Consider the following 20,631-nt stretch of genomic DNA (forward strand, 5'->3'; position numbering starts at 1 on the left):
TTGGGTTGCTGAATTAGAGATCGGCGCCCGTATTTATTATCTATAATCTGGAGTATGACAATGTCTCTAAGTGTTGAAGCTAAAGCTAAAATCGTAGCTGATTTTGGTCGTGGTACTAACGACAGTGGTTCTAGCGAAGTTCAGGTTGCCCTGCTGACTGCGCAAATCAACCATCTGCAAGGCCACTTCTCAGAGCACAAAAAAGATCACCACAGCCGTCGTGGTCTGCTGCGTATGGTTTCTCAGCGTCGTAAGCTGCTGGACTACCTGAAGCGTAAAGATGTAGCACGTTATACCAGCCTGATCGAGCGTCTGGGTCTGCGTCGCTAATCGAGCAAGTTTCAGTGGAAAGGGGCCTAATTTGGCCCCTTTCTTCTAGGAAGCATAGGTAAATCAGGTTAATGTATTACTAGGACCTTCCGTTACAGAGGTTCGCGCGGCTAATGAGAGGCTTTATCTCAGGCTGAGATAAGGGTTGTCATTAGTCGCGAGGATGTAATGTGAAGGCAAGTTGAGTCACTGGCGTGTCGAGTCGTCATTACGATTGCGCGCCGTCAATTAAGGATTAAATTTTGCTGACACCGATCATTCGCAAATTCCAGTATGGCCAACATACCGTCACTATTGAGACCGGTATGATGGCACGTCAGGCCACTGCCGCCGTTATGGTGAGCATGGATGACACCGCAGTATTCGTGACTGTTGTAGGCCAGAAAAAAGCCAAACCCGGCCAGAGCTTCTTCCCGCTGACCGTTAACTATCAGGAGCGTACTTACGCTGCTGGCCGTATCCCAGGCAGCTTCTTCCGCCGTGAAGGCCGTCCGAGCGAAGGCGAAACCCTGACCTCCCGTCTGATTGACCGCCCGATCCGCCCACTGTTCCCAGACAGCTTCCTGAACGAAGTGCAAGTGATCGCCACCGTGGTGTCCGTTAACCCGCAGGTTAACCCAGACATCGTTGCGATGATCGGCGCTTCCGCAGCCCTGAGCCTGTCCGGTATTCCGTTCAATGGCCCAATTGGTTCCGCGCGCGTGGGTTACATCAACGATCAGTATGTGCTGAACCCAACCACTGACGAGCTGAAAGAAAGCCGTCTGGATCTGGTGGTTGCCGGTACTGCCGGTGCCGTGCTGATGGTGGAATCTGAAGCTGACGTGTTGAGCGAAGATCAGATGCTGGGTGCAGTGGTGTTTGGTCATGACCAGCAGCAAGTGGTTATCGAAAACATCAACGCTCTGGTGGCTGAAGCGGGCAAACCGAAGTGGGATTGGCAGGCGCCTGCGGTCAACGAAGTGCTGCATGCGCGCGTGGCTGAACTGGCAGAAGGCCGTCTGGGTGATGCTTACCACATCACCGAGAAACAAGAGCGTTATGCTCAGGTTGACGCGATCAAAGACAGCGTAGTGGAAACTCTGCTGGCACAAGACGAAACGCTGGATGCCTCAGAGATTCAAGACATCCTGGGTAACGTTGAGAAAAACGTGGTACGTAGCCGCGTGCTGCGTGGCGAGCCGCGTATCGATGGCCGTGAAAAAGACATGATCCGTGGTCTGGATGTGCGCACCGGCGTGCTGCCGCGTACTCATGGTTCAGCCCTGTTCACCCGTGGTGAAACTCAGGCGCTGGTTACCGCCACTCTGGGTACTGCGCGTGACGCACAGAACATCGATGAACTGATGGGCGAGAAGACCGATAACTTCCTGTTCCACTACAACTTCCCTCCGTACTCCGTGGGTGAAACCGGTATGGTAGGTTCACCTAAGCGTCGCGAAATCGGTCACGGCCGCCTGGCGAAACGCGGTGTCTTGGCGATGATGCCTAAACCAGAAGATTTCCCGTACACCGTGCGTGTGGTGTCTGAAATCACTGAATCCAATGGTTCTTCTTCCATGGCTTCGGTTTGTGGGGCTTCTCTGGCGCTGATGGATGCTGGTGTGCCAATCAAGGCTGCGGTTGCGGGTATCGCGATGGGCCTGGTGAAAGAGCAAGACAACTTTGTGGTGCTGTCTGACATTCTGGGTGACGAAGATCACCTGGGTGACATGGACTTCAAAGTGGCCGGTAGCCGTGCAGGTATCACCGCGCTGCAGATGGATATCAAAATTGAAGGTATCACCCGCGAAATCATGCAGGTGGCTCTGAACCAGGCCAAGGGTGCGCGCTTGCACATTCTGGGCGTGATGGAACAGGCAATCAGCACACCGCGTGGCGATATCTCTGAGTTTGCACCGCGTATCCATACCATCCGTATCAATCCAGACAAGATCAAAGATGTGATTGGTAAAGGCGGTTCTGTCATTCGTGCGTTGACCGAAGAGACCGGCACTACCATTGAAATTGAAGATGATGGTACAGTGAAAATTGCTGCTACCGACAACGAGAAAGCGAAATTTGCTATTCGTCGCATCGAAGAGATCACCGCTGAGATCGAAGTTGGCCGTGTGTATCAGGGTAAAGTGACCCGTATCGTTGATTTCGGTGCCTTCGTGGCCATCGGCGGCGGTAAAGAAGGTCTGGTACATATCTCTCAAATCGCTGACAAGCGCGTTGAGAAAGTGACCGACTATCTGCAGATGGGCCAGGAAGTGCCGGTTAAGGTACTGGAAGTTGATCGCCAGGGCCGTGTGCGCCTGAGCATCAAAGAAGCGACAGCGCCAGAAACCGCTGCCGCACCGGTTCCTGAAGCAGAGTAACTGTATCATAAGTTTTACAGCTCCCCGCCGTGGGGTTGGGAGCTGTTCTTATCACGTGGGTAGGATGTCCGCGTATTAGCAAGCGGAGGACAGGACGTTCATCCAATGTTTGTCTTCGGGAGTGGGAAATGAAGCCTTTCTTGCGCTGGTGTTATGTTGCGACAGCACTCATGCTGGCAGGATGCAGCAACCATGATTGGCGTAAAGACGAAGTTCTGGCTATCCCGTTGCAGCCAACACTGCAGCAGGAAGTGATCCTGGCGCGCATGGAACAAATACTTGCCAGCCGGGCACTGACGGACGATGAGCGTGCGCAGCTTTTATATGAGCGCGGTGTACTGTATGATAGCCTCGGGCTACGTGCACTGGCGCGCAATGATTTCTCGCAAGCGTTAGCGATACGTCCTGATATGCCGGAAGTTTTCAACTACCTGGGCATTTACTTTACGCAGGCAGGCAATTTTGATGCTGCCTATGAAGCGTTTGATTCTGTACTAGAGCTTGATCCAACTTACAATTACGCGCGTTTAAACCGGGGCATTGCACTGTATTATGGTGGTCGCTTCCCGTTAGCGCAGGATGATCTGCAGGCGTTTTATCAAGACGATCCAAATGATCCCTTCCGTTCGTTGTGGCTTTATCTGGTGGAAAGAGAAATCGATCCCAAGACAGCTACCGTAGCGCTCCAGCAGCGTTATGACAAAGCGAACCGAGGGCAATGGGGATGGAATATTGTCGAATTCTACCTGGGCAAAATCAGCGAAAAAACGCTGATGGAACGCCTCAAGGCAGATGCAACGGATAACACTTCGCTCGCTGAGCATCTCAGTGAAACTGACTTCTATTTAGGTAAGCATTACCTAAGTCTGGGGGACAAGGACACCGCTTCGGCGCTGTTCAAACTGACGGTAGCTAACAACGTTCATAACTTTGTTGAGCACCGCTATGCATTGTTGGAATTGGCGATGTTGAGCCAAGAACAAGACGACCTATCGGAATCGGACCAGCAATAGCTGACGGACACTTATCAGCCTGAATTACATTGGTTTTTTAACCAGAGTAATCGCCTTAACGGGCGAGGGCTTTTTTGTCTGTTTTACAATCTAATTTGAGCCGGTTCACACTTTTCAATGAAAATGACTGAAAATTTTCTCGACGAGTTATGTAGACTGGCTGCCATTATTAATGAGGCACGTGTACATGACTACTGAGTTTGAAACCTCTTTTGCTGACCTGGGGCTGTCTGCTCCAATCATCGCCGCCCTGACCGATCTGGGCTACGAAAAACCATCACCGATCCAGGCAGAGTGTATTCCTCACCTGTTGAACGGTCGCGACGTGCTGGGCATGGCGCAGACCGGGAGCGGTAAAACGGCAGCGTTCTCGTTGCCACTGCTGCACAACCTTGATGCAGCCCTGAAAGCACCACAAATCCTGGTGCTGGCACCGACCCGCGAACTGGCGGTTCAGGTTGCTGAAGCAATGACCGATTTCTCCAAGCACATGCATGGCGTGAACGTGGTGGCACTGTACGGTGGCCAGCGTTATGACGTGCAACTGCGCGCTCTGCGCCAGGGCCCACAGATCGTGGTAGGGACTCCGGGCCGTCTGCTGGATCACCTGAAGCGCGGCACCCTGAACCTCTCCAGCCTGAAAGGCCTGGTGTTGGACGAAGCCGACGAAATGCTGCGCATGGGCTTTATCGAAGACGTAGAAACCATCATGGCGGAGATCCCGGCTGAGCATCAGACCGCGCTGTTCTCTGCCACCATGCCAGAAGCGATTCGCCGTATTACCCGTCGCTTTATGAAAGATCCGCAGGAAGTGCGCATTCAGTCAAGTGTGACTACCCGTCCGGACATCAGCCAGAGCTACTGGACGGTGCACGGCATGCGTAAAAACGAAGCGCTGGTGCGTTTCCTGGAATCAGAAGATTTTGACGCTGCGATCATCTTCGTGCGTACTAAAAATGCCACTCTGGAAGTGGCCGAAGCGCTGGAGCGTAGCGGTTATAACAGTGCTGCACTGAACGGTGACATGAATCAGGCTCTGCGTGAGCAGACTCTGGAGCGCCTGAAAGATGGCCGCCTGGATATTCTGATCGCCACCGACGTGGCGGCCCGTGGTCTGGACGTTGAGCGTATCAGCCTGGTCGTGAACTATGACATCCCTATGGATTCAGAGTCTTACGTTCACCGTATCGGCCGTACTGGCCGTGCTGGCCGTGCTGGCCGCGCGCTGCTGTTCGTGGAAAACCGCGAACGCCGCCTGCTGCGCAACATCGAACGCATCATGAAGCTGACCATTCCAGAAGTTGAGCTGCCAAACGCAGATCTGCTGGGTGAGCGCCGTCTGGCCAAGTTTGCCGCTAAAGTGCAGCAGCAACTGGAAAGCAGCGATCTGGATATGTACCGCGCATTGCTGGCTAAACTGCAACCGGCAGAAGATCTGGATATGGAAACCTTGGCCGCAGCTCTGCTGAAAATGGCCCAGGGCGAACGTCCTCTGATCCTGCCACCGGATCCGGTATTCAAGCCGCGTCAACGCCGTGAGTTCAACGACCGTGACGAGCGTGGCGGCGAGCGTCGTCGTGACGCACGTCCAGACGGTGCACGTTCAGAGAGCCGTGATGGTGCTGAACGTCCACGTCGCGAACGTCGTGACGTTGGTGAAATGCAACTGTACCGCATTGAAGTGGGCCGGGATGATGGTGTAGAAGTTCGTCATATCGTTGGCGCTATCGCTAATGAAGGCGATATCAGCAGCCGTTACATCGGTAACATCAAGCTGTTTGCTTCCCACTCCACCATCGAGCTGCCGAAAGGCATGCCGGGCGAGATCCTGAATCACTTCACTCGCACCCGCATCCTGAACAAGCCGATGAACATGCAACTGCTGGGTGATGCATTGCCACATGAACGCCGTGAGCGTCCTGCTGGTGGTAACGGCGGTGAGCGTCGTGGTGGTGGTGCTCGTCCATTCAATGGCGAGCGCCGTGAAGGGGCTGCTGCTCCGCGTCGTTCTTTCGGTGAGCGTCGCGAAGGTGGTAATGCTGCCAGTGGCGAACGTCGTGGCGGTAAGCCAGCACCGCGCCGTGACGATGCGGCACCTGCTGCACCACGTCGCCGTTTCGGTGATGCATAATTGCTGATTTAACCGCTCGCGGTTAGTCACATCTGAAACCAGCCTTCGGGCTGGTTTTTTTATGCTTGAAATTGCAGTTTATGCCGCTAAATAGCTGTTCCAAATAGTAGATCACCACGAGGGAACTCAGTCCGATTTAAGCGATCTGATCAATCGCTGAATATCCCAAACCACCAACCGGACTGAGTTATGCCGATCATAGCACCAATATCCGATGCCGAAAGGTCTCTGATGCAAAAAACCATACAAAAAACAGACGATAAGAACCATGCTCGAAGACTCACGGCTATGCTGATGCTTCACCGTGGCGACACGCTCAGTGATGTTGCCAAAACGCTTTGCTGCGCGCGCTCATCGTTGGGACGCTGGGTTAATTGGTTCACGCTTTACGGTCTGGAAGGGTTGCAATCCTTATCTCCAGGGCGTGGACGACGCTGGCCATTTGAGCATATCTGTGCGCTGTTACGTCAACTGATTAAGCATTCACCAAGCGATTTCGGTTATCAGCGTTCTCGCTGGAGCACTGAGCTGTTAACAATAAAAATCAATGAGATAACAGGCTGCAGCTTGCATGCTTCGACGGTTCGTCGTTGGCTTCCCTCTGCTGGATTGGTCTGGCGAAGAGCGGCACCAACACTGCGTATTCGCGATCCACATAAAGAAGAAAAAATGGCTGTTATCGTCGAGGCTCTTGCCCAGTGTAGCGCTGAACATCCCGTATTTTACGAGGATGAAGTGGATATCCACCTCAACCCCAAAATAGGTGCTGACTGGCAACTTCGTGGTCAACAAAAACGCGTTGTTACGCCGGGGCAAAACGAAAAATATTATCTGGCCGGTGCATTACACAGCAACACGGGAAAAGTCAGTTACGTCGGCGGCAGCAGCAAAAACTCGGGGTTATTTATCGACTTGTTGAAACACCTCAAGGGGACGTATCGGCGGGCAAAAAGCATCACCCTGATCGTTGATAATTACATCATCCATAAAAGTCGAGAAACGCTTCAGTGGCTGAAGAAGAACCCTAAATTTACTGTTATTTATCAACCTGTCTACTCGCCATGGGTGAACCACGTAGAACGGTTATGGCAGGCATTACATGACACGATAACCCGGAATCATAGCTGCCGTTCGATGTGGCAATTATTGAAAAAGGTACGCCACTTTATGAAAACGGTCAGCCCATTCCCTGGTAGGAAGCACGGTCAGGCAAAAGTGTAGCGGTATTAGGATCAGCTATTTAGATGACGTATGATTCGCAAGGTTTATTTTACGGATGGAGATGCCATGAGCTGGCAGCAATTCAAATCTCAGTACCTGGTGCGCTTTTGGGCGCCTTTACCTGCAGTGATGGCTGCCGGGATCCTTTCTACCTATTATTTTGGTATGACGGGCACGTTCTGGGCGGTAACCGGTGAATTCACCCGCTGGGGCGGCCATGTGCTGCAAGGGTTGGGGTTCCACCCCGAGCAGTGGGGCTATTTTAAAGTGATAGGCCTGCAAGGTTCACCGCTCGAGCGTATCGATGGCCGGATGATTATCGGCATGTTTGCCGGTTGTATCGCCGCCGCGCTGTGGGCGAATAACGTCAAGCTACGCATGCCACAACACCGTATCCGTATTGCACAGGCGCTCTTGGGCGGCATTATTGCTGGTTTTGGCGCACGCTTGGCGATGGGGTGTAACCTGGCAGCTTTCTTCACCGGGATCCCACAGTTTTCGTTGCACGCCTGGTTTTTTGCACTGGCGACGGCCGCAGGTTCTTACTTCGGCGCGAAATTCACCCTGTTGCCGATGTTCCGCATCCCGGTCAAGCTGCAAAAGGTCAGTGCTGCCGCACCGTTGACGCAGAAGCCGGAGCAAGCACGCCGCCGTTTCCGTTTGGGGATGGTGATTTTTTGCCTGACCGTGGCCTGGTCATTATGGACTCTGTTCGATGCACCGAAGCTTGGCATCGCCATGCTGTTTGGCATCGGCTTTGGCCTGCTGATTGAACGCGCGCAGATCTGCTTCACTTCGGCGTTCCGCGATCTGTGGATCACCGGCCGCACCCATATGGCTAAAGCGATCATTCTCGGTATGGCGGTGAGCGCGATTGGCATCTTCAGCTATGTGCAACTGGGCGTCGCGCCAAAAATCATGTGGGCGGGCCCGAATGCGGTCATCGGCGGATTGCTGTTTGGCTTTGGGATTGTGCTGGCCGGCGGCTGTGAAACCGGTTGGATGTACCGTGCGGTAGAAGGGCAGATCCACTACTGGTGGGTGGGCTTGGGGAATATCATCGGTGCAACGCTGTTGGCGTATTACTGGGATGATTTGTCCCCTGCATTAGCCACTAATTACGACAAGATTAACCTGCTGGATACCTTCGGGCCAATCGGTGGGCTGCTAGTGACCTACCTGCTGCTGGCAATCGCTTTTGCCGCCATGTTGTGGTGGGAGAAACGTTTTTTCCGCGCAAAAGCTGATGCGCAGGTAGCTGACTTAAGGAGTGCATCATGAAACAGGCTGAGATAGTGCCGGATTATCGCTTGGATATGGTGGGTGAACCTTGTCCTTATCCGGCAGTGGCCACGCTGGAGGCGATGCCGCAGCTTAAACCGGGTGAAATACTGGAAGTGATCAGCGACTGCCCGCAGTCGATCAACAACATCCCGCTGGATGCGCGTAATCACGGCTATAAAGTACTGGATATTCAGCAGGATGGCCCAACCATTCGCTACCTGATCCAACGCTGAGCCCCTCACCCCAACCCTCTCCCGAAGGGAGAGGGAGCTGATAGCCCCTGCTCGTTTGGCAGTAAAGAGATAATTCCAGCAAACTCGATCGCTTTCTCCTCCAAGGTGAATCACTATAATTTCAAACATACTCGATCGGTTCCCTCTCCTTGTGGGAGAGGGCTAGGGTGAGGGGCATCACCGATACGTAACCCTTATCCTTTCATTAAATAGCCTTTCACCCCGGCCACGATTTCAAACGATCGCAAACGCGCCTGATGATCAAAAATCTGGCCGTTAACCATAATCTCGTCAGCATCGGTTTCACGCAGCAACGTTTGCAGCCCTTGGCGCACCGTGTTTTCGCCGCCGACGATCGACATCCGCAGTGCCTGATCCACTCCATATTGTTCACCCGCAGTCCACAGGGCGTGGATATTGTCTACCGGCGGTGGCAGTGGCCCTGGCGAACCCCGACGCAGATTGATGAACTGCTGCTGCATGGAGGTAAACAGGAAACTGGCGTCGTGATCGCTGTCGGCCGCAATTACGTTCACACACACCATGGCATGCGGCTGTTGGCACTGCTCGGAAGGGGTAAAATTGTCGCGATACAGGTTCAACGCCTGGAACAGCATCTCTGGTGCGAAGTGAGAGGCAAAGGCAAACGGCAAGCCGAGCTTCGCTGCCAGTTGCGCGCTGTACAGGCTGGAACCCAGCAGCCAGATGGGCACATACAACCCCTGGCCCGGCACGGCCTGCACCGCTTGTTCTGGCTGCACTTCACCGAAGTAGCGTTGCAGTTCCTGCACGTCACGCGGGAAGTTGTCCACATCACCGGAGAGATGGCGGCGTAGTGCCATCATGGTGCGCTGATCGGTACCCGGCGCACGCCCAAGCCCCAGGTCGATCCGCCCTGGATAGAGCGACTCCAGCGTACCGAACTGCTCGGCAATCACCAGTGGCGCATGGTTGGGCAGCATCACGCCACCTGAACCGAGGCGAATACGTTGGGTGCCCGCCGCCAGGTAGCCCAGCAGCACCGACGTTGCAGCACTGCCAATGCCGGTCATATTGTGGTGTTCCGCCAACCAGTAACGCTGGTATCCCCATTTTTCGGCATGTTGCGCCAAATCCAATGAGGAATGGAACGCATCGCGCGCTTTGGCTCCCAAAGGGATTGGGGATAAATCCAGTACCGAAAGCGGCACCTGTGTGTTTTCAGTCATGTCATCGTCCATTGTGCTTAAAGCCGTTTCCTGCCATTGCGGGGCACGGCCTATAGGTTTATCGCTTAAAGGGCGAGTGCAGGGATCTGCAAGCTATGAAAGCATAATCCAATTCACGATGAGAAAAGAGGATATCTGTGCTTGAGTCTCTCTAAATGACCTCAAATTTTTTGGGTATATATCAGGACCTAGGCGAGCAAATCATTACTAATTTATATAAATTAAATAAATTCATCATTAAAATTAATTATTATTCTATTTTATTTATCCAGAACAATCGGCAGTCTTTACTCGCAGCGCTATTAATCAACGAGAGTAGAGAATTAAGAAAGGAGTTCATGTAAAAACACCTAAATGGCTAGGGGTATAAGAAATAATTAGTGATTTTTGATGCTAGTCAATAAGATTTGAGCCTAAAAATAGCGAAATAGCTATCTAAATAAATGGCAAAAAAAGAATTTCATGCTTATGCATTAATTTATCTGTATGAATGGAATTTTCATCTAAAAATATAAAAAATGTAGTCATATAATCTATTTTCGATGTGATATTTAATTAATAAAGTTTTTAATTCTTTTTTAAGCGTGATTTTTTTTGCCTTTATGAATTGACATTATAATCCTAGCCCATAATATAGACCGGGCCGATAATATATGTATGCGCTGAGTTTTTAATCGATAAAATAGAATATCTAGGTGGTTACAGCAGTGATGCTACGGAGTGATAATGGATACCACAAGCCAAAAAAGAGATGCAGAGAAATCAATAATCAGAGTTGATGCAAAAAAATTGCAGCTTTTTGGCTATGTTGTTAATGATGAATTCCAAGTCGATATAAAGTCAGGCTCAGTAATAAAACTATATAATACTATAGAATATAGTAGTTATCTTGACTATCGCTTTAGCAATTATTTTAAATTGCGTGAGACGATGATGAGATTGTTACTTTATTTATTGGCGAATGCAAGTTTTGGCTATGTCTCTAATCAAGAGATTTTGGTCAATGTTTGGGAGAATTATAATTTGTCTTCCTCCTCCACTAGACTAACGCAAGTAATTACTGAACTTAAGGCGCGGTTGGCAACTATAGGTATAGATGACGGTTTTATTAAAGCCTCTCGCGGAAAGGGATATACATTGCAAGGAGCATTGATTGTACCTTTGTATAGCTTTTTAGGTGCAACTAATACTAATAGGGAGACAGGATTTCACTATAAAGTGAAATAATGGCTCTGAACCTAAGGTTTACCCAAAGATTCAGAGTGTTTAAGGACAATTAACAGGATAATTATTTAAATGAAAAGAAATACTCTCTTAATGACGCTTGCCTGTGTCATGGGTGGCCTGACTGCAACTTCTGCGCTGGCTGTTGATGGTAACATCAACTTTACGGGTGAAGTTATTGATACAACTTGCAAGATCAATGATCAAACTCCGAATGGTGCTATTGATGTGAACGTTAATTTGAAACAGGTTCAGGTCAGTGCGCTGAGTACCGAAGGTGCCGTAGCAAACGCTACGCCGTTTAAGATCACACTGGGTGGCGCTGGGGATATAAATTGCACCAATGGGAAAGTTGCTCAAGTATACTTCGAACCGACCAGCCCTGCGATCGACAGAACAACTGGTTGGTTGAAAAATACCAGTACAAGTGCTAGCGGCGTGGCGCAACGTGTTGAGGTACAAATTCTGAACGCCACTACCAATAACCCGATAAACTTGTTGAGCAACGTGAATAACTATGCACCGACAACTATTGCCGATAATACAGCTGTGTACTCGTATTATGGTCAATATATTGCAGTAGGTGTTACCCCTACTACGCCAGTTACCGCTGGTCAGGTGGCTTCAGCGGTTAAATATAGTATTGTCTATCAATAAACTATAGCAGTAGTGAGTAGTGACAGGGGCCTGCTCAAACAGGGCCCTGTTTAATAGCGATGCCCAGAGCCTTTTAATTTTCGGTCAGCTAATAATTCCGCAGCTTAAAGGGTGATGGGTATATACTTACAGGGCGGTTATGTTTTTCATGGAAAGATATTGGTTGTCATCATTGGTGTTTGTCGCCGGGTTATTTTCTTCATGCCTGCATGCGGGCATTGTTATTTCTGGTACTCGCGTTATCTACCCATCGAATGAAAGAGAAGTGACGCTAAAGCTGGAAAATAAAAGCCATGTTCCTTTATTGGTGCAGTCCTGGATTGACGGGGGAGATCCTAATTCGCTTCCCGAAGACAGTGATGTGCCTTTTACTATTATGCCACCGGTTTCGCGTATTGAACCAACCAAGGCGCAAACGTTACGTATTACTGCGACACCTATGGCACGCCAGGTAACCGATCGCGAAACGCTTTACTGGATCAACGTACTTGAAGTGCCCCCTCAGTCGAAAGACGATAAAAATTACCTCTCCATCGCTTATCGCAATCGTCTGAAGGTGTTTTACCGCCCCGTAGCGTTAAAAGGCTTGTCCCCTGAAGTCATCGGGCAGGTGAGTTGGCGTTTGCAAGGGGAGAAACTCATCGGAAAAAACCCCACCCCTTATTACATCAGTTACGCCTCTTTACGGCTATCTGGCATGGGGAAAGCAGCAATGGCGGGAAGTGACGGTGGCATGATTGCCCCTTTCTCTGAGCAGGCTTTTCAGGTCAAGCGCAGTGGTAACGCCGCTGGCGGGCTGCCAAACACCGTAACGGCTAATGCGATCAATGACTATGGGGCTTTTGTTGAAAAAACGTACCCGCTAACTCGTTAGCCTTCGCTGTTTTTTCAGGATTATTGGCTTATCTGAGTCGTCAAGGATGCTATGACTACGCATAAACCAGCAAGAAAAACGGGACTGAAATGGATCCTGTCTTATGCCATGATTTCGGCCACGTCTGTCTATGCCGCAGAGTCACCGGAAGAGGTGAAGTTTGATCCGAGCTTTTTTCCTGGCGGCAAAGCTGGGAAGTTCGATCCTACCCAATTCAACCGCGGCAACATCGTGGTTCCCGGTGTTTATAGAGCGGAAATTGAACTCAATGGGCAACCGATAGGCAACGAAGAAATTCATTTTAAACCACTGTCTGGCAGCCAATATGCCACCACCCCTTGCTACAGCGGCAGCTTCTTTTCTCTGCTTAATCTGAGCGAAAAGAAACTGCTGGAGCAAACGCCGCCGCTGCGGCTTAGCCAGTTGGAAGCCGAAGGATATTGCGGTTCGCTCAGCGCGCTCCTGCCCGGAGCCTCAGCCAGTTTTGATCCCGGCGAACAAAAGCTGACGGTGTCGATACCGCAGTTGCTGTTGAGCAGAGCGCCACGTGGTTATGTTAACCCCAAGCTGTGGGAAGATGGCTTGACCGCCCTGATGGTCAACTATAACGCCAACGTCTATCAGTCTCAGCAGCGCGAAAATACCAACACCTATGGTTATCTCGGGCTGCGCAATGGTTTGAACGTCGGCCCTTGGCGCGTGCGTAACAATGGGGCAATCAACTGGGTTTCAGATGGTGATGGCGGTGGCTATAAGAGTGCCTCCACCTATATTGGCCGTGATATTCCGGTGTTGAAATCCCAATTGATCATCGGCGATGCTTTTACCAGTGGTGAGCTGTTTGACGGCATCCGTTTCCGTGGCGTCAGGATGTATTCCGATGACCGCATGCTGCCAGACTCCCTGCGTGGCTATGCTCCCGTGGTGCGTGGCGTGGCCAATACCAACGCCAGAGTCACGATCGTACAGAATGGTTTTACCATTTATACCACCACCGTTTCTCCGGGGCCGTTTGAGATCAACGATCTCTATCCCACCAGCTATGGTGGCGAACTGACGGTGCGCGTCGAAGAAGCCAACGGTCAGGTCCGATCTTTTGCGGTGCCTTATGCCTCGGTCACGCAGATGCTGCGGCCCGGTATCAGCCGTTACGAGGTGGCAGCAGGTAAGATCAATACCACGGGGTTGGTCGATAAGCCCGATTTTGGCAGCCTGACCTACCAGCTTGGCCTGAGCAACTTGGTGACGGGTTATACCGGCGTTGTTGGCAGTGAAAGCTATTTCTCTGCGCTGCTGGGCGGTGCCCTGAACACGCCGATTGGCGCGCTTTCTCTTGATATCACCCAGTCGATAGCCCGCCTGCCTGAGCAGGATCAACGTTCAGGACAAAGCTATCGTATCGGGTTCAGCCAGGTCTATGCAGAAACACAAACCAGTTTCTCGGTGATGGCCTATCGCTATTCAACCGATAATTTCCTCAGCCTGAATGATGCCGTGCAGTTGCGCGATCTGGCGCTGCGTAATGAAAATATCGATACCTATGGGCGGCAGCGCAGCATGTTCACGCTTTCAGTGAGCCAGCCGCTGGGCGAGCGTTGGGGCAGCCTGTATGCCACCGGTAATCACATTACTTACTGGAACCAGAATGGCTCACAGCAGAGTATGCAACTGGGCTACAGCAATTTCTGGCATAACCTCAGCTACACCCTTTCGGTCAGTCGGACGTTGAGCGGTCAGTTCTCGGGGGTGCAGCAGGACAGTACGCTGGATCGGCGTGAAACCCAGTACTCTCTGAGCCTTTCACTGCCGCTGGGTTCGAGTATTCATGCTCCAACGCTGAATATGACCGGCACCACCGACAGCAAGGGCAGCAATGGTCTGGTCGGGCTGTCGGGGAATGCGGGCGAGCAGAACCAATTTAACTATGTCGTCAGTACCAGCCGTGATACTGCATCCAATGGCAACTTCTTCAACAGTGGCGTGGGCTACCGCGCTCCGCAGGCGAATATGAACGCCAGCTACAGCTATGGTCAAGGCAACCGACAATTGTCGTCCAGCATTGATGGTGCCATCGTCGCCCACCGGGGCGGCATCACGTTGGGGCAATCGCTGGGGGAAACCAGCGGCCTGGTTCGCGCTCCGGGTGCAAAAGGGGCGATGGTGACCAGCGCTTCCGGCGTGGAGGTCGATCGCTTCGGCTATGCAATTGTGCCTTATCTGCGGCCTTACTACCTCAATCAGGTGGACATCGATCCTAAGGGCACTTCACAGGATGTTGAGTTGCTGTCCAGCAGAAGTACCGTGGTTCCTCGTTCAGGGGCCTTGGTGCTGCTCGATTATGAAACCAAGCGCAGCAAGGTGACCTATATCAAGGCGAAGCGTAAGGATGGCACGCCACTGCCTTTTGCCGCCAACGTTTATGATGCGCAGAACAACGCCATCGGCATTGTAGGGCAGGCGAGCTTGGTGGTCGCACATGACCTTGCCGAAGCGGGAGTCCTGCAGGTGAGATGGGGGGATGCGCAGGCAGAACACTGCAGTATCCATTATTCGCTGCCATCGTCTTCGCCTGACGAGAGCAGGCCTGTTATTCAGGGTGTCTGCCAATAACAGAGCGCCAAGGTTAATGAGAAAACAGATGAAAACAAGAATCGCGTCAGGAGTGGTGGTATCGTTGATACTCTGTGCAGGCTTATATGCACAAAGTGCGTTAGCGGCGAGCCCAGGTTGTGAATGGGATAGCAGTTCCGCTATTTCTTTACCACTCGATACCCGCTTGACTATCGGTGGCTCGGTGACCGTAGGGGAAGATTTACCGATCGGTAGCGTGATCTATTCCCAGCGGATCCAAACCAGTGGTAACGGCGCCAAATTGCTGTGCCAGGCGGGGATCTATGATCTGGTCAGTAACTTCACCAGCACGCCTTATGGTCAATCCAGCTACAGTGACTCCACGTTTCCGTTCGTGTTCAATACCAATATTCCCGGCATTGGGGTGGCGCTGTGGCAGGGCACCCCCGACGGTGGCAGCGCACGTTTGCTGATCCCAGGCAGCCTCCCTGCCTATTTCTCCACCAGCAGCGCCAGCATTTTCAACTTCACCAGCCAGAGTGATGCCTCGGTCAGCTTTAATATTGAATTTATCAAAACCGCCAACAACGTCGGCAGTGGCATTATCGGTAGAAGTAATTTGCCCACCTTTGAGACGGCACTGAATGGCAATGGTGAGAGTTTTGTCTATCAGAAAACGTCGATCAGCGGCAGTCTGACGGTGATCCCGGCCACCTGTAACGTGGGCAGTAACTATTACCTGCCGCTTGGTGAACACTACCCGGATGAGTTCAATGGCGTCGGCAGCACGGCCGGTAGCGCCGAGACACAGATTGTCCTTTCGGGCTGTCCTGCCTTCTATGGTCGGACCTCCTACAGCGTATTCAAGCCCAATATCGTCAGCATCAAACTGACGCCACGCAATGGCTTCGAAAATGCAGAACAGGGAATTTCGAAGCTGAATGTTGAAGCAGGTGATGCTGCGGCGGGTGTTGGAGTGCAACTGAGCTTCAAACAGGAAAACGGTAATTATCAGGTAGCCAAATTCAATCAGGATATCGATCTGGCCAACTATATAACCTTCCTTGAAGATCGCGGCAGTGATTACAGTTTGGGGGTTAAGGCCACGTATATTCAGACCGCCGCCCCGATCCGGGCGGGCAAGGCTGATGCTCAAATCGAGTTTATGATCACCTATCAGTGATCGGGAGCGTGAAATGCATATAGCGAATACGTTGAGGCTCTTCTCTCTATTGGTGCTGTTCTGCTGCGCCGCGAGCGTGCAGGCTTCTTCCACCGGTGTGCTGAATGTGACGGGTTCGATCAAGCTCGCCACCTGTTATTTCGACAGCATAGAAGGGCAAGAGCACAAAACCTACGATTGGCTGTTGCCGCAGGTGTATATGGGGAACCTGAATAGCCCAGGGATGACCCATGGTCGTACCCAAGGCAGTATCCATTTGGGCGGGGCGCGCTGTACTAACGGTTATACCCCGTATATCACGCTGAACAATGGCGGCACCGTCAGTGCGGAGACCGGTAATCTGGTCAATACCCTGACTGGCGAAGCCCAGAACGTCGAAATCAGGCTGTTGATGAATGACACGCCGCTGGATCTGCGCACCAGCCCGCGCGTTGGTTGCGCAGTCATTGTCAATAACCAGAGCCAGTGTGATATTGCCTATGAGTATTACGCCACCGGGCAAGCCACGCCTGGTAAAGTGAAAAGCACCATACAGTTCAATATCTCCTACGATTGAGCCGCGTGCTTTTCAAGATCAGGGGAAAAAAGCCTCTTGCCAGTTAGAGCTAACCAGCCCTCTCTCCTTTGGGGAAAGGGCTAGGGTGAGGTGAGTATCACCGCATTAAAACCCCTCATCCCGGCCTACTCCCGCAGGAAGAGGGGCACCACCTTTGGCATTTAGGTCATTCCAAAGGCTATTGCACCAGCTCCAACCCGGCCACCCGCCGCCAGTAACCGTTGCACTCCGCATGATCGGTTAGCGCCAGCGGCTGGGTTCCCTGCTGGTTGGCGCGGAAGCGATCGAGCATCGTCAGCGTCTCTGCCCCCTGCGGCGACAGGCGCACAATATCTACCAACCCCTGCATCCCGACCAACTCATTACCCAGGTTGTAGCAGTAACCGCTCATGGTTTGAATGCCGTTCAGCACGAATACCTGCTGATTTTCCTGCGAATTGACCATTCGCCCCTGCGGATATTTGATACAGCAGGTTTCGCATTCGTCCTTGCCGCGGTTTTCTGAGCGAGCGGTAAAGCAACGCGCGGAGTAAGCCAACGGCAGATGGCCGTAGCCCAGCACTTCCACTTCAAATTGCTGGCGGAACCCTAGCTCTTCGCATTGGTTTAGCAGGTTCACCAACCAATCGCGGGAAAGCTCCACCGGCATACACCAACGCGTCATGCCCTGTTTATGCAACAGGCGCAGCGTGTAGGCGTTGTAGCAATTAAGGGCATGCCCGGCGACAAACGGCAAACCGCGCTCGGCGGCCATATTCACCGTGCCGAGATCGTTGGCTTCGATCAGGAACTCGCCGTTTTCCACATAGCGCTTCAGTTCGTTCAGTTCTGAAGGCGCTTGCAGCAGCGCCAGGGTGGAGATCACCACCTGCTTGCCGGATTTTGCGATCTCTTGCGCCAGCGTCAGCCAGTCACCCACTTTCATCTCGCGCCGTTTGGTGCAGACGCTCTCGCCAAGATATATAATATCGGCGCTGCTGCTGGCGGCCTGCTGATAAAAAGTCTCGATATCGTTTTTGGGCCAGTAGTAGAGCACCGGGCCTAAGGCGTATTTCATGGTTCCTCCTGCTACTGCCATTTGCGGTGATACGCGCCGAGCGTGGTTTGAGTGCCTTCGGACATTGCACCGAGGGTTTCCATCCAGGCGGCATCGGCCTGATAGGTGGCCGGGTTGGCTTTACAGCGATCGATCGCCTGCCGCCAGACGCGCGCCACCTGGCTGACATACGCCGGGCTGCGCTGGCGGCCTTCGATCTTCACCGAGGCAATATTGGCGGCAAACAGCTCCGGTAACAGTTCCAGCGTATTCAGGCTGGTGGGTTCTTCCAACGGGTGATAGAGCACGTTATCCACCCGGTAGCGGCCTTTGCACAACGTTGGGTAACCGGCGTTTTCGCCATCCTGATAACGGTCGATCAGCACGTCATTGAGGCGTGATTCCATCCCCTGTGGCGTCTGTTGCCAGCGCACAAAGCGCGCGGGAGAGCAGGCCCCCACGGTATTGGGCGACTCACCGGTCAGGTAGGAAGAGAGATAACAGCGCCCTTCGGCCATGATGCACAGGCTGCCAAACGCGAACACTTCCAGCGGCACCGGGCTGGTACGCGAAAGCTGTTTGACCTGATGCATCGACAGCACCCGTGGCAGCACCACGCGTGCCACATCGAAGTGGCGTTGATAAAAACGGATGGCTTCTTCATTGGTGGCGGAAGCCTGCACCGAAACGTGGCGCTCGACCTGTGGATAGCGCTGCGCGGCGTATTCCAGCATCGCCAGGTCGGCCAGGATCAGCGCATCGGCCCCCAGTTGCGCCGCCATATCCACGGCGCGCTGCCAGCGGGCGTAGCCATCGGGGTGGGCAAAGGTGTTGATGGCAATATGCAGTTTGCGCCCATGCCGATGCACGTAATCGGCCGCTTCTTGCAGCTTCTTCTCGGTAAAATTCAGCCCGGCGAAGTGGCGTGCGTTGGTATCGTCTTTCAAGCCGATGTAAACGGCATCTGCGCCATTATCCACCGCAGCTTTCAAGGCCGGCAGATTACCGGCAGGGCAAAGCAGCTCCATAGATTTAATCCTGATTCAGCCGTATGCCAGGCCAGGCATACGCTGCGATAATGGTTGCCGGGCAATTTCTCGCTTGGCAATGATGTCAACGGGGGGATAATTTTAGTCAACCTGCCGCCAACAGGTTTTGATTTGAGGCAGTTTCTGGCGTATTGATAGAAAGGTGGCTGCGAATGTTAATTGCACTATTTGTTGATATAGACCGGTTACGCAGTGCATCAATGTGGCAAAATAGGCTCAGATTGAGTTGAAAGGAGTGAATGACAGTGTTGGAAAAACTACGGGCACGCATTGTGCGTCAGGGGCCGTCGCTGCTGCGCGTGCCACTAAAATTCACGCCGTTTGCTCTACAGCGCCAGCTTCTGGAACAGGTGCTGGGTTGGCAGTTTCGTCAGGCGCTGGCGGACGGAGATTTAGAGTTTCTCGAGTCGCGTTGGCTGAAAATCGAAGTGCGCGATCTGGCGCTGCAATGGTTTATGACGGTTGATAACGGCAGGCTGGTGGTAAGCCAACAGGCGGAAGCGGATGTCAGCTTTAGCGGCGATGCCAACGATCTGGTGTTGATTGCAGCGCGTAAGCAAGATCCCGATACGCTGTTTTTCCAGCGTCGGCTGCGGATTGAAGGAGATACCGAATTGGGCCTGTATGTAAAAAATCTGATGGACGCCATCGATCTGGATGCCATGCCTGCGCCGCTGCGCGTTGGCCTGCTGCAACTGGCGGCTTTTATTGAAGCAGGTTTGCAGGAGGGCACGGTGCAATCCTCCCGTGTGCCGCAGCCATGTTGATCCGCGTTGAGATCCCGGTGGATGCAGCGGGCATTGATGCCTTGCTGCGCAGGGCTTTCGGGCGTGATGACGAAGCCGATCTCGTGCAGCAACTGCGTGAAGATGGCCTGCTGACGCTGGGCATTGTCGCCACCGACGATGAAGGCGGTGTGGTTGGCTATGCGGCCTTTAGCCCGGTTGATGTTGCGGGCGTTGATCGCCAGTGGGTAGGGCTTGCGCCGCTGGTGGTTGATGAAAGCCTGCGCCGCCAGGGTTTGGGTGAAAAACTGATATACGAAGGGCTGGATGCGCTGAACGAGTTCAGCTATGCCGCAGTCGTGGTGCTGGGCGATCCGGCCTACTACGGGCGTTTCGGTTTCAAAACTGCCGCCCAGTATGATCTGCACTGCCGTTGGCCTGGTACGGAAGAGGCATTTCAGGTTTACCCGCTGGCAGAAGACGCCCTGAATGATGTTAATGGGCTGGTGGCGTATTCGGCACCCTTTGATCGGTTTTAATATCATGCTATTACCACGGAGAGGGTTCCTCTCTGTGGTTAATTCTTACATCTCTCCTCGTTAGTTTTTACCTTCATTATTTTTTATCCTGCTAATGCTCTTTAAAATATCGCTGAAAATTTGGTTAATTTTCACATTGAAATAAACTTCATGAAATTCAAATGTATATTTTTAGAGTGTTCCCCGCGCGAGCGGGGATAAACCGCGATTGCACTGGTTTTTGCTGCTGTTATTGGGGTGTTCCCCGCGCGAGCGGGGATAAACCGGTGGCAGCAGTAACCCTAGCACTCCGACTGAAGTGTTCCCCGCGCGAGCGGGGATAAACCGCCATGAATGGAATGTTATGCACTGGCTACCGTGTGTTCCCCGCGCGAGCGGGGATAAACCGTGTTTCACCGTCGATTAGCCGATAGCCTTCAGGTGTTCCCCGCGCG

19 protein-coding genes and 1 CRISPR repeat array (1 of these 20 only partly in view) are annotated in these 20,631 nt (G+C 52.5%); of the genes, 16 read left to right on the forward strand and 3 right to left on the reverse strand.

The genetic code is table 11. The features are described 5' to 3' along the window. The first annotated feature begins 60 nt into the window (after positions 1-60). The 8 genes from rpsO to yedF all read left to right on the forward strand — a co-directional run bounded on the left by rpsO (position 61) and on the right by yedF (position 8,575). The gene (gene rpsO / locus AC2A1E_RS18640) at positions 61-330 is read left to right on the forward strand and encodes a 30S ribosomal protein S15 (RefSeq protein ID WP_012004950.1); all 270 of its coding nucleotides are present in this window, start codon (positions 61-63) and stop codon (positions 328-330) included. A 242-nt stretch (positions 331-572) separates the two neighbouring features. After that, positions 573-2,693 (forward strand): polyribonucleotide nucleotidyltransferase, encoded by a 2,121-nt coding sequence (gene pnp, locus AC2A1E_RS18645; protein WP_484384984.1) that lies wholly within the window; start codon positions 573-575, stop codon positions 2,691-2,693. A 128-nt stretch (positions 2,694-2,821) separates the two neighbouring features. Then, positions 2,822-3,706: a lipoprotein NlpI gene (gene nlpI / locus AC2A1E_RS18650; protein ID WP_473188837.1), complete on the forward strand. Its 885-nt coding sequence runs from the start codon at positions 2,822-2,824 to the stop codon at positions 3,704-3,706. A 123-nt stretch (positions 3,707-3,829) separates the two neighbouring features. Further along, a complete protein-coding gene (yrbN, locus tag AC2A1E_RS18655) occupies positions 3,830-3,904 on the forward strand; it encodes a protein YrbN (RefSeq protein ID WP_223499600.1) in 75 nt (24 codons plus the stop codon). Further along, entirely contained in the window at positions 3,894-5,837 is a 1,944-nt protein-coding gene (locus AC2A1E_RS18660; protein WP_484384985.1) for a DEAD/DEAH family ATP-dependent RNA helicase, read from the forward strand. The genes yrbN and AC2A1E_RS18660 overlap by 11 nt, the downstream gene beginning before the upstream one ends. 189 nt (positions 5,838-6,026) lie before the next feature. Next, complete coding sequence (locus AC2A1E_RS18665) at positions 6,027-7,058, forward strand: IS630 family transposase (RefSeq protein ID WP_484384986.1); 1,032 nt, start codon at positions 6,027-6,029, stop codon at positions 7,056-7,058. Between the two features lie 66 nt (positions 7,059-7,124). Then, on the forward strand, positions 7,125-8,339 hold the full coding sequence (gene yedE / locus AC2A1E_RS18670) for a selenium metabolism membrane protein YedE/FdhT (protein WP_484384987.1): 1,215 nt from the start codon (positions 7,125-7,127) through the stop codon (positions 8,337-8,339). Next, the gene (gene yedF / locus AC2A1E_RS18675) at positions 8,336-8,575 is read left to right on the forward strand and encodes a sulfurtransferase-like selenium metabolism protein YedF (protein WP_025122890.1); all 240 of its coding nucleotides are present in this window, start codon (positions 8,336-8,338) and stop codon (positions 8,573-8,575) included. Before yedE ends, yedF begins: the two co-directional genes overlap by 4 nt. A 194-nt stretch (positions 8,576-8,769) precedes the next feature. Here yedF and AC2A1E_RS18680 read toward each other — a convergent pair whose 3' ends face one another. Further along, entirely contained in the window at positions 8,770-9,795 is a 1,026-nt protein-coding gene (locus tag AC2A1E_RS18680; RefSeq protein ID WP_484384988.1) for a luciferase-like monooxygenase, read from the reverse strand. Between the two features lie 714 nt (positions 9,796-10,509). Between AC2A1E_RS18680 and AC2A1E_RS18685 the strand changes: the two genes are divergently transcribed. The 6 genes from AC2A1E_RS18685 to AC2A1E_RS18710 all read left to right on the forward strand — a co-directional run bounded on the left by AC2A1E_RS18685 (position 10,510) and on the right by AC2A1E_RS18710 (position 16,848). Further along, complete coding sequence (locus AC2A1E_RS18685) at positions 10,510-11,010, forward strand: winged helix-turn-helix domain-containing protein (RefSeq protein WP_484384989.1); 501 nt, start codon at positions 10,510-10,512, stop codon at positions 11,008-11,010. 69 nt (positions 11,011-11,079) lie between these two features. Then, on the forward strand, positions 11,080-11,664 hold the full coding sequence (locus AC2A1E_RS18690) for a fimbrial protein (RefSeq protein ID WP_484384990.1): 585 nt from the start codon (positions 11,080-11,082) through the stop codon (positions 11,662-11,664). A 139-nt stretch (positions 11,665-11,803) separates the two neighbouring features. After that, on the forward strand, positions 11,804-12,538 hold the full coding sequence (locus AC2A1E_RS18695) for a fimbrial biogenesis chaperone (RefSeq protein WP_484384991.1): 735 nt from the start codon (positions 11,804-11,806) through the stop codon (positions 12,536-12,538). A gap of 51 nt (positions 12,539-12,589) precedes the next feature. Then, complete coding sequence (locus tag AC2A1E_RS18700) at positions 12,590-15,148, forward strand: fimbria/pilus outer membrane usher protein (protein ID WP_484384992.1); 2,559 nt, start codon at positions 12,590-12,592, stop codon at positions 15,146-15,148. A 28-nt stretch (positions 15,149-15,176) separates the two neighbouring features. Further along, positions 15,177-16,292, forward strand: coding sequence for a fimbrial protein (locus tag AC2A1E_RS18705; protein ID WP_484384993.1), 1,116 nt, complete (start codon positions 15,177-15,179; stop codon positions 16,290-16,292). A gap of 13 nt (positions 16,293-16,305) precedes the next feature. Continuing rightward, positions 16,306-16,848 carry a fimbrial protein gene (locus tag AC2A1E_RS18710; RefSeq protein ID WP_484384994.1) on the forward strand — a complete coding sequence of 181 codons (543 nt, stop codon included), beginning with the start codon at positions 16,306-16,308 and terminating at the stop codon, positions 16,846-16,848. A 178-nt stretch (positions 16,849-17,026) separates the two neighbouring features. Here AC2A1E_RS18710 and AC2A1E_RS18715 read toward each other — a convergent pair whose 3' ends face one another. Further along, entirely contained in the window at positions 17,027-17,905 is an 879-nt protein-coding gene (locus AC2A1E_RS18715) for a U32 family peptidase (RefSeq protein ID WP_484384995.1), read from the reverse strand. A gap of 11 nt (positions 17,906-17,916) precedes the next feature. Continuing rightward, entirely contained in the window at positions 17,917-18,912 is a 996-nt protein-coding gene (ubiU, locus tag AC2A1E_RS18720) for a ubiquinone anaerobic biosynthesis protein UbiU (RefSeq protein ID WP_484384996.1), read from the reverse strand. Positions 18,913-19,178: 266 nt separating this feature from the next. On the opposite strand from ubiU, the gene ubiT reads away from it, so the two are divergent. Together ubiT and AC2A1E_RS18730 are read left to right on the forward strand one after the other, a co-directional pair. Then, positions 19,179-19,700: a ubiquinone anaerobic biosynthesis accessory factor UbiT gene (gene ubiT / locus AC2A1E_RS18725; protein ID WP_484385028.1), complete on the forward strand. Its 522-nt coding sequence runs from the start codon at positions 19,179-19,181 to the stop codon at positions 19,698-19,700. Beyond that, positions 19,694-20,197, forward strand: a complete 504-nt coding sequence (locus tag AC2A1E_RS18730) for a GNAT family N-acetyltransferase (protein WP_484384997.1) — start codon at positions 19,694-19,696, stop codon at positions 20,195-20,197. Before ubiT ends, AC2A1E_RS18730 begins: the two co-directional genes overlap by 7 nt. Before the next feature lie 176 nt (positions 20,198-20,373). Further along, positions 20,374-20,631: a CRISPR direct-repeat array (repeat unit 29 nt; unit sequence GTGTTCCCCGCGCGAGCGGGGATAAACCG) (it continues 198 nt past the right edge of the window).

The organism is Serratia sp. HNCC26DJ206, assembly GCF_057180605.1.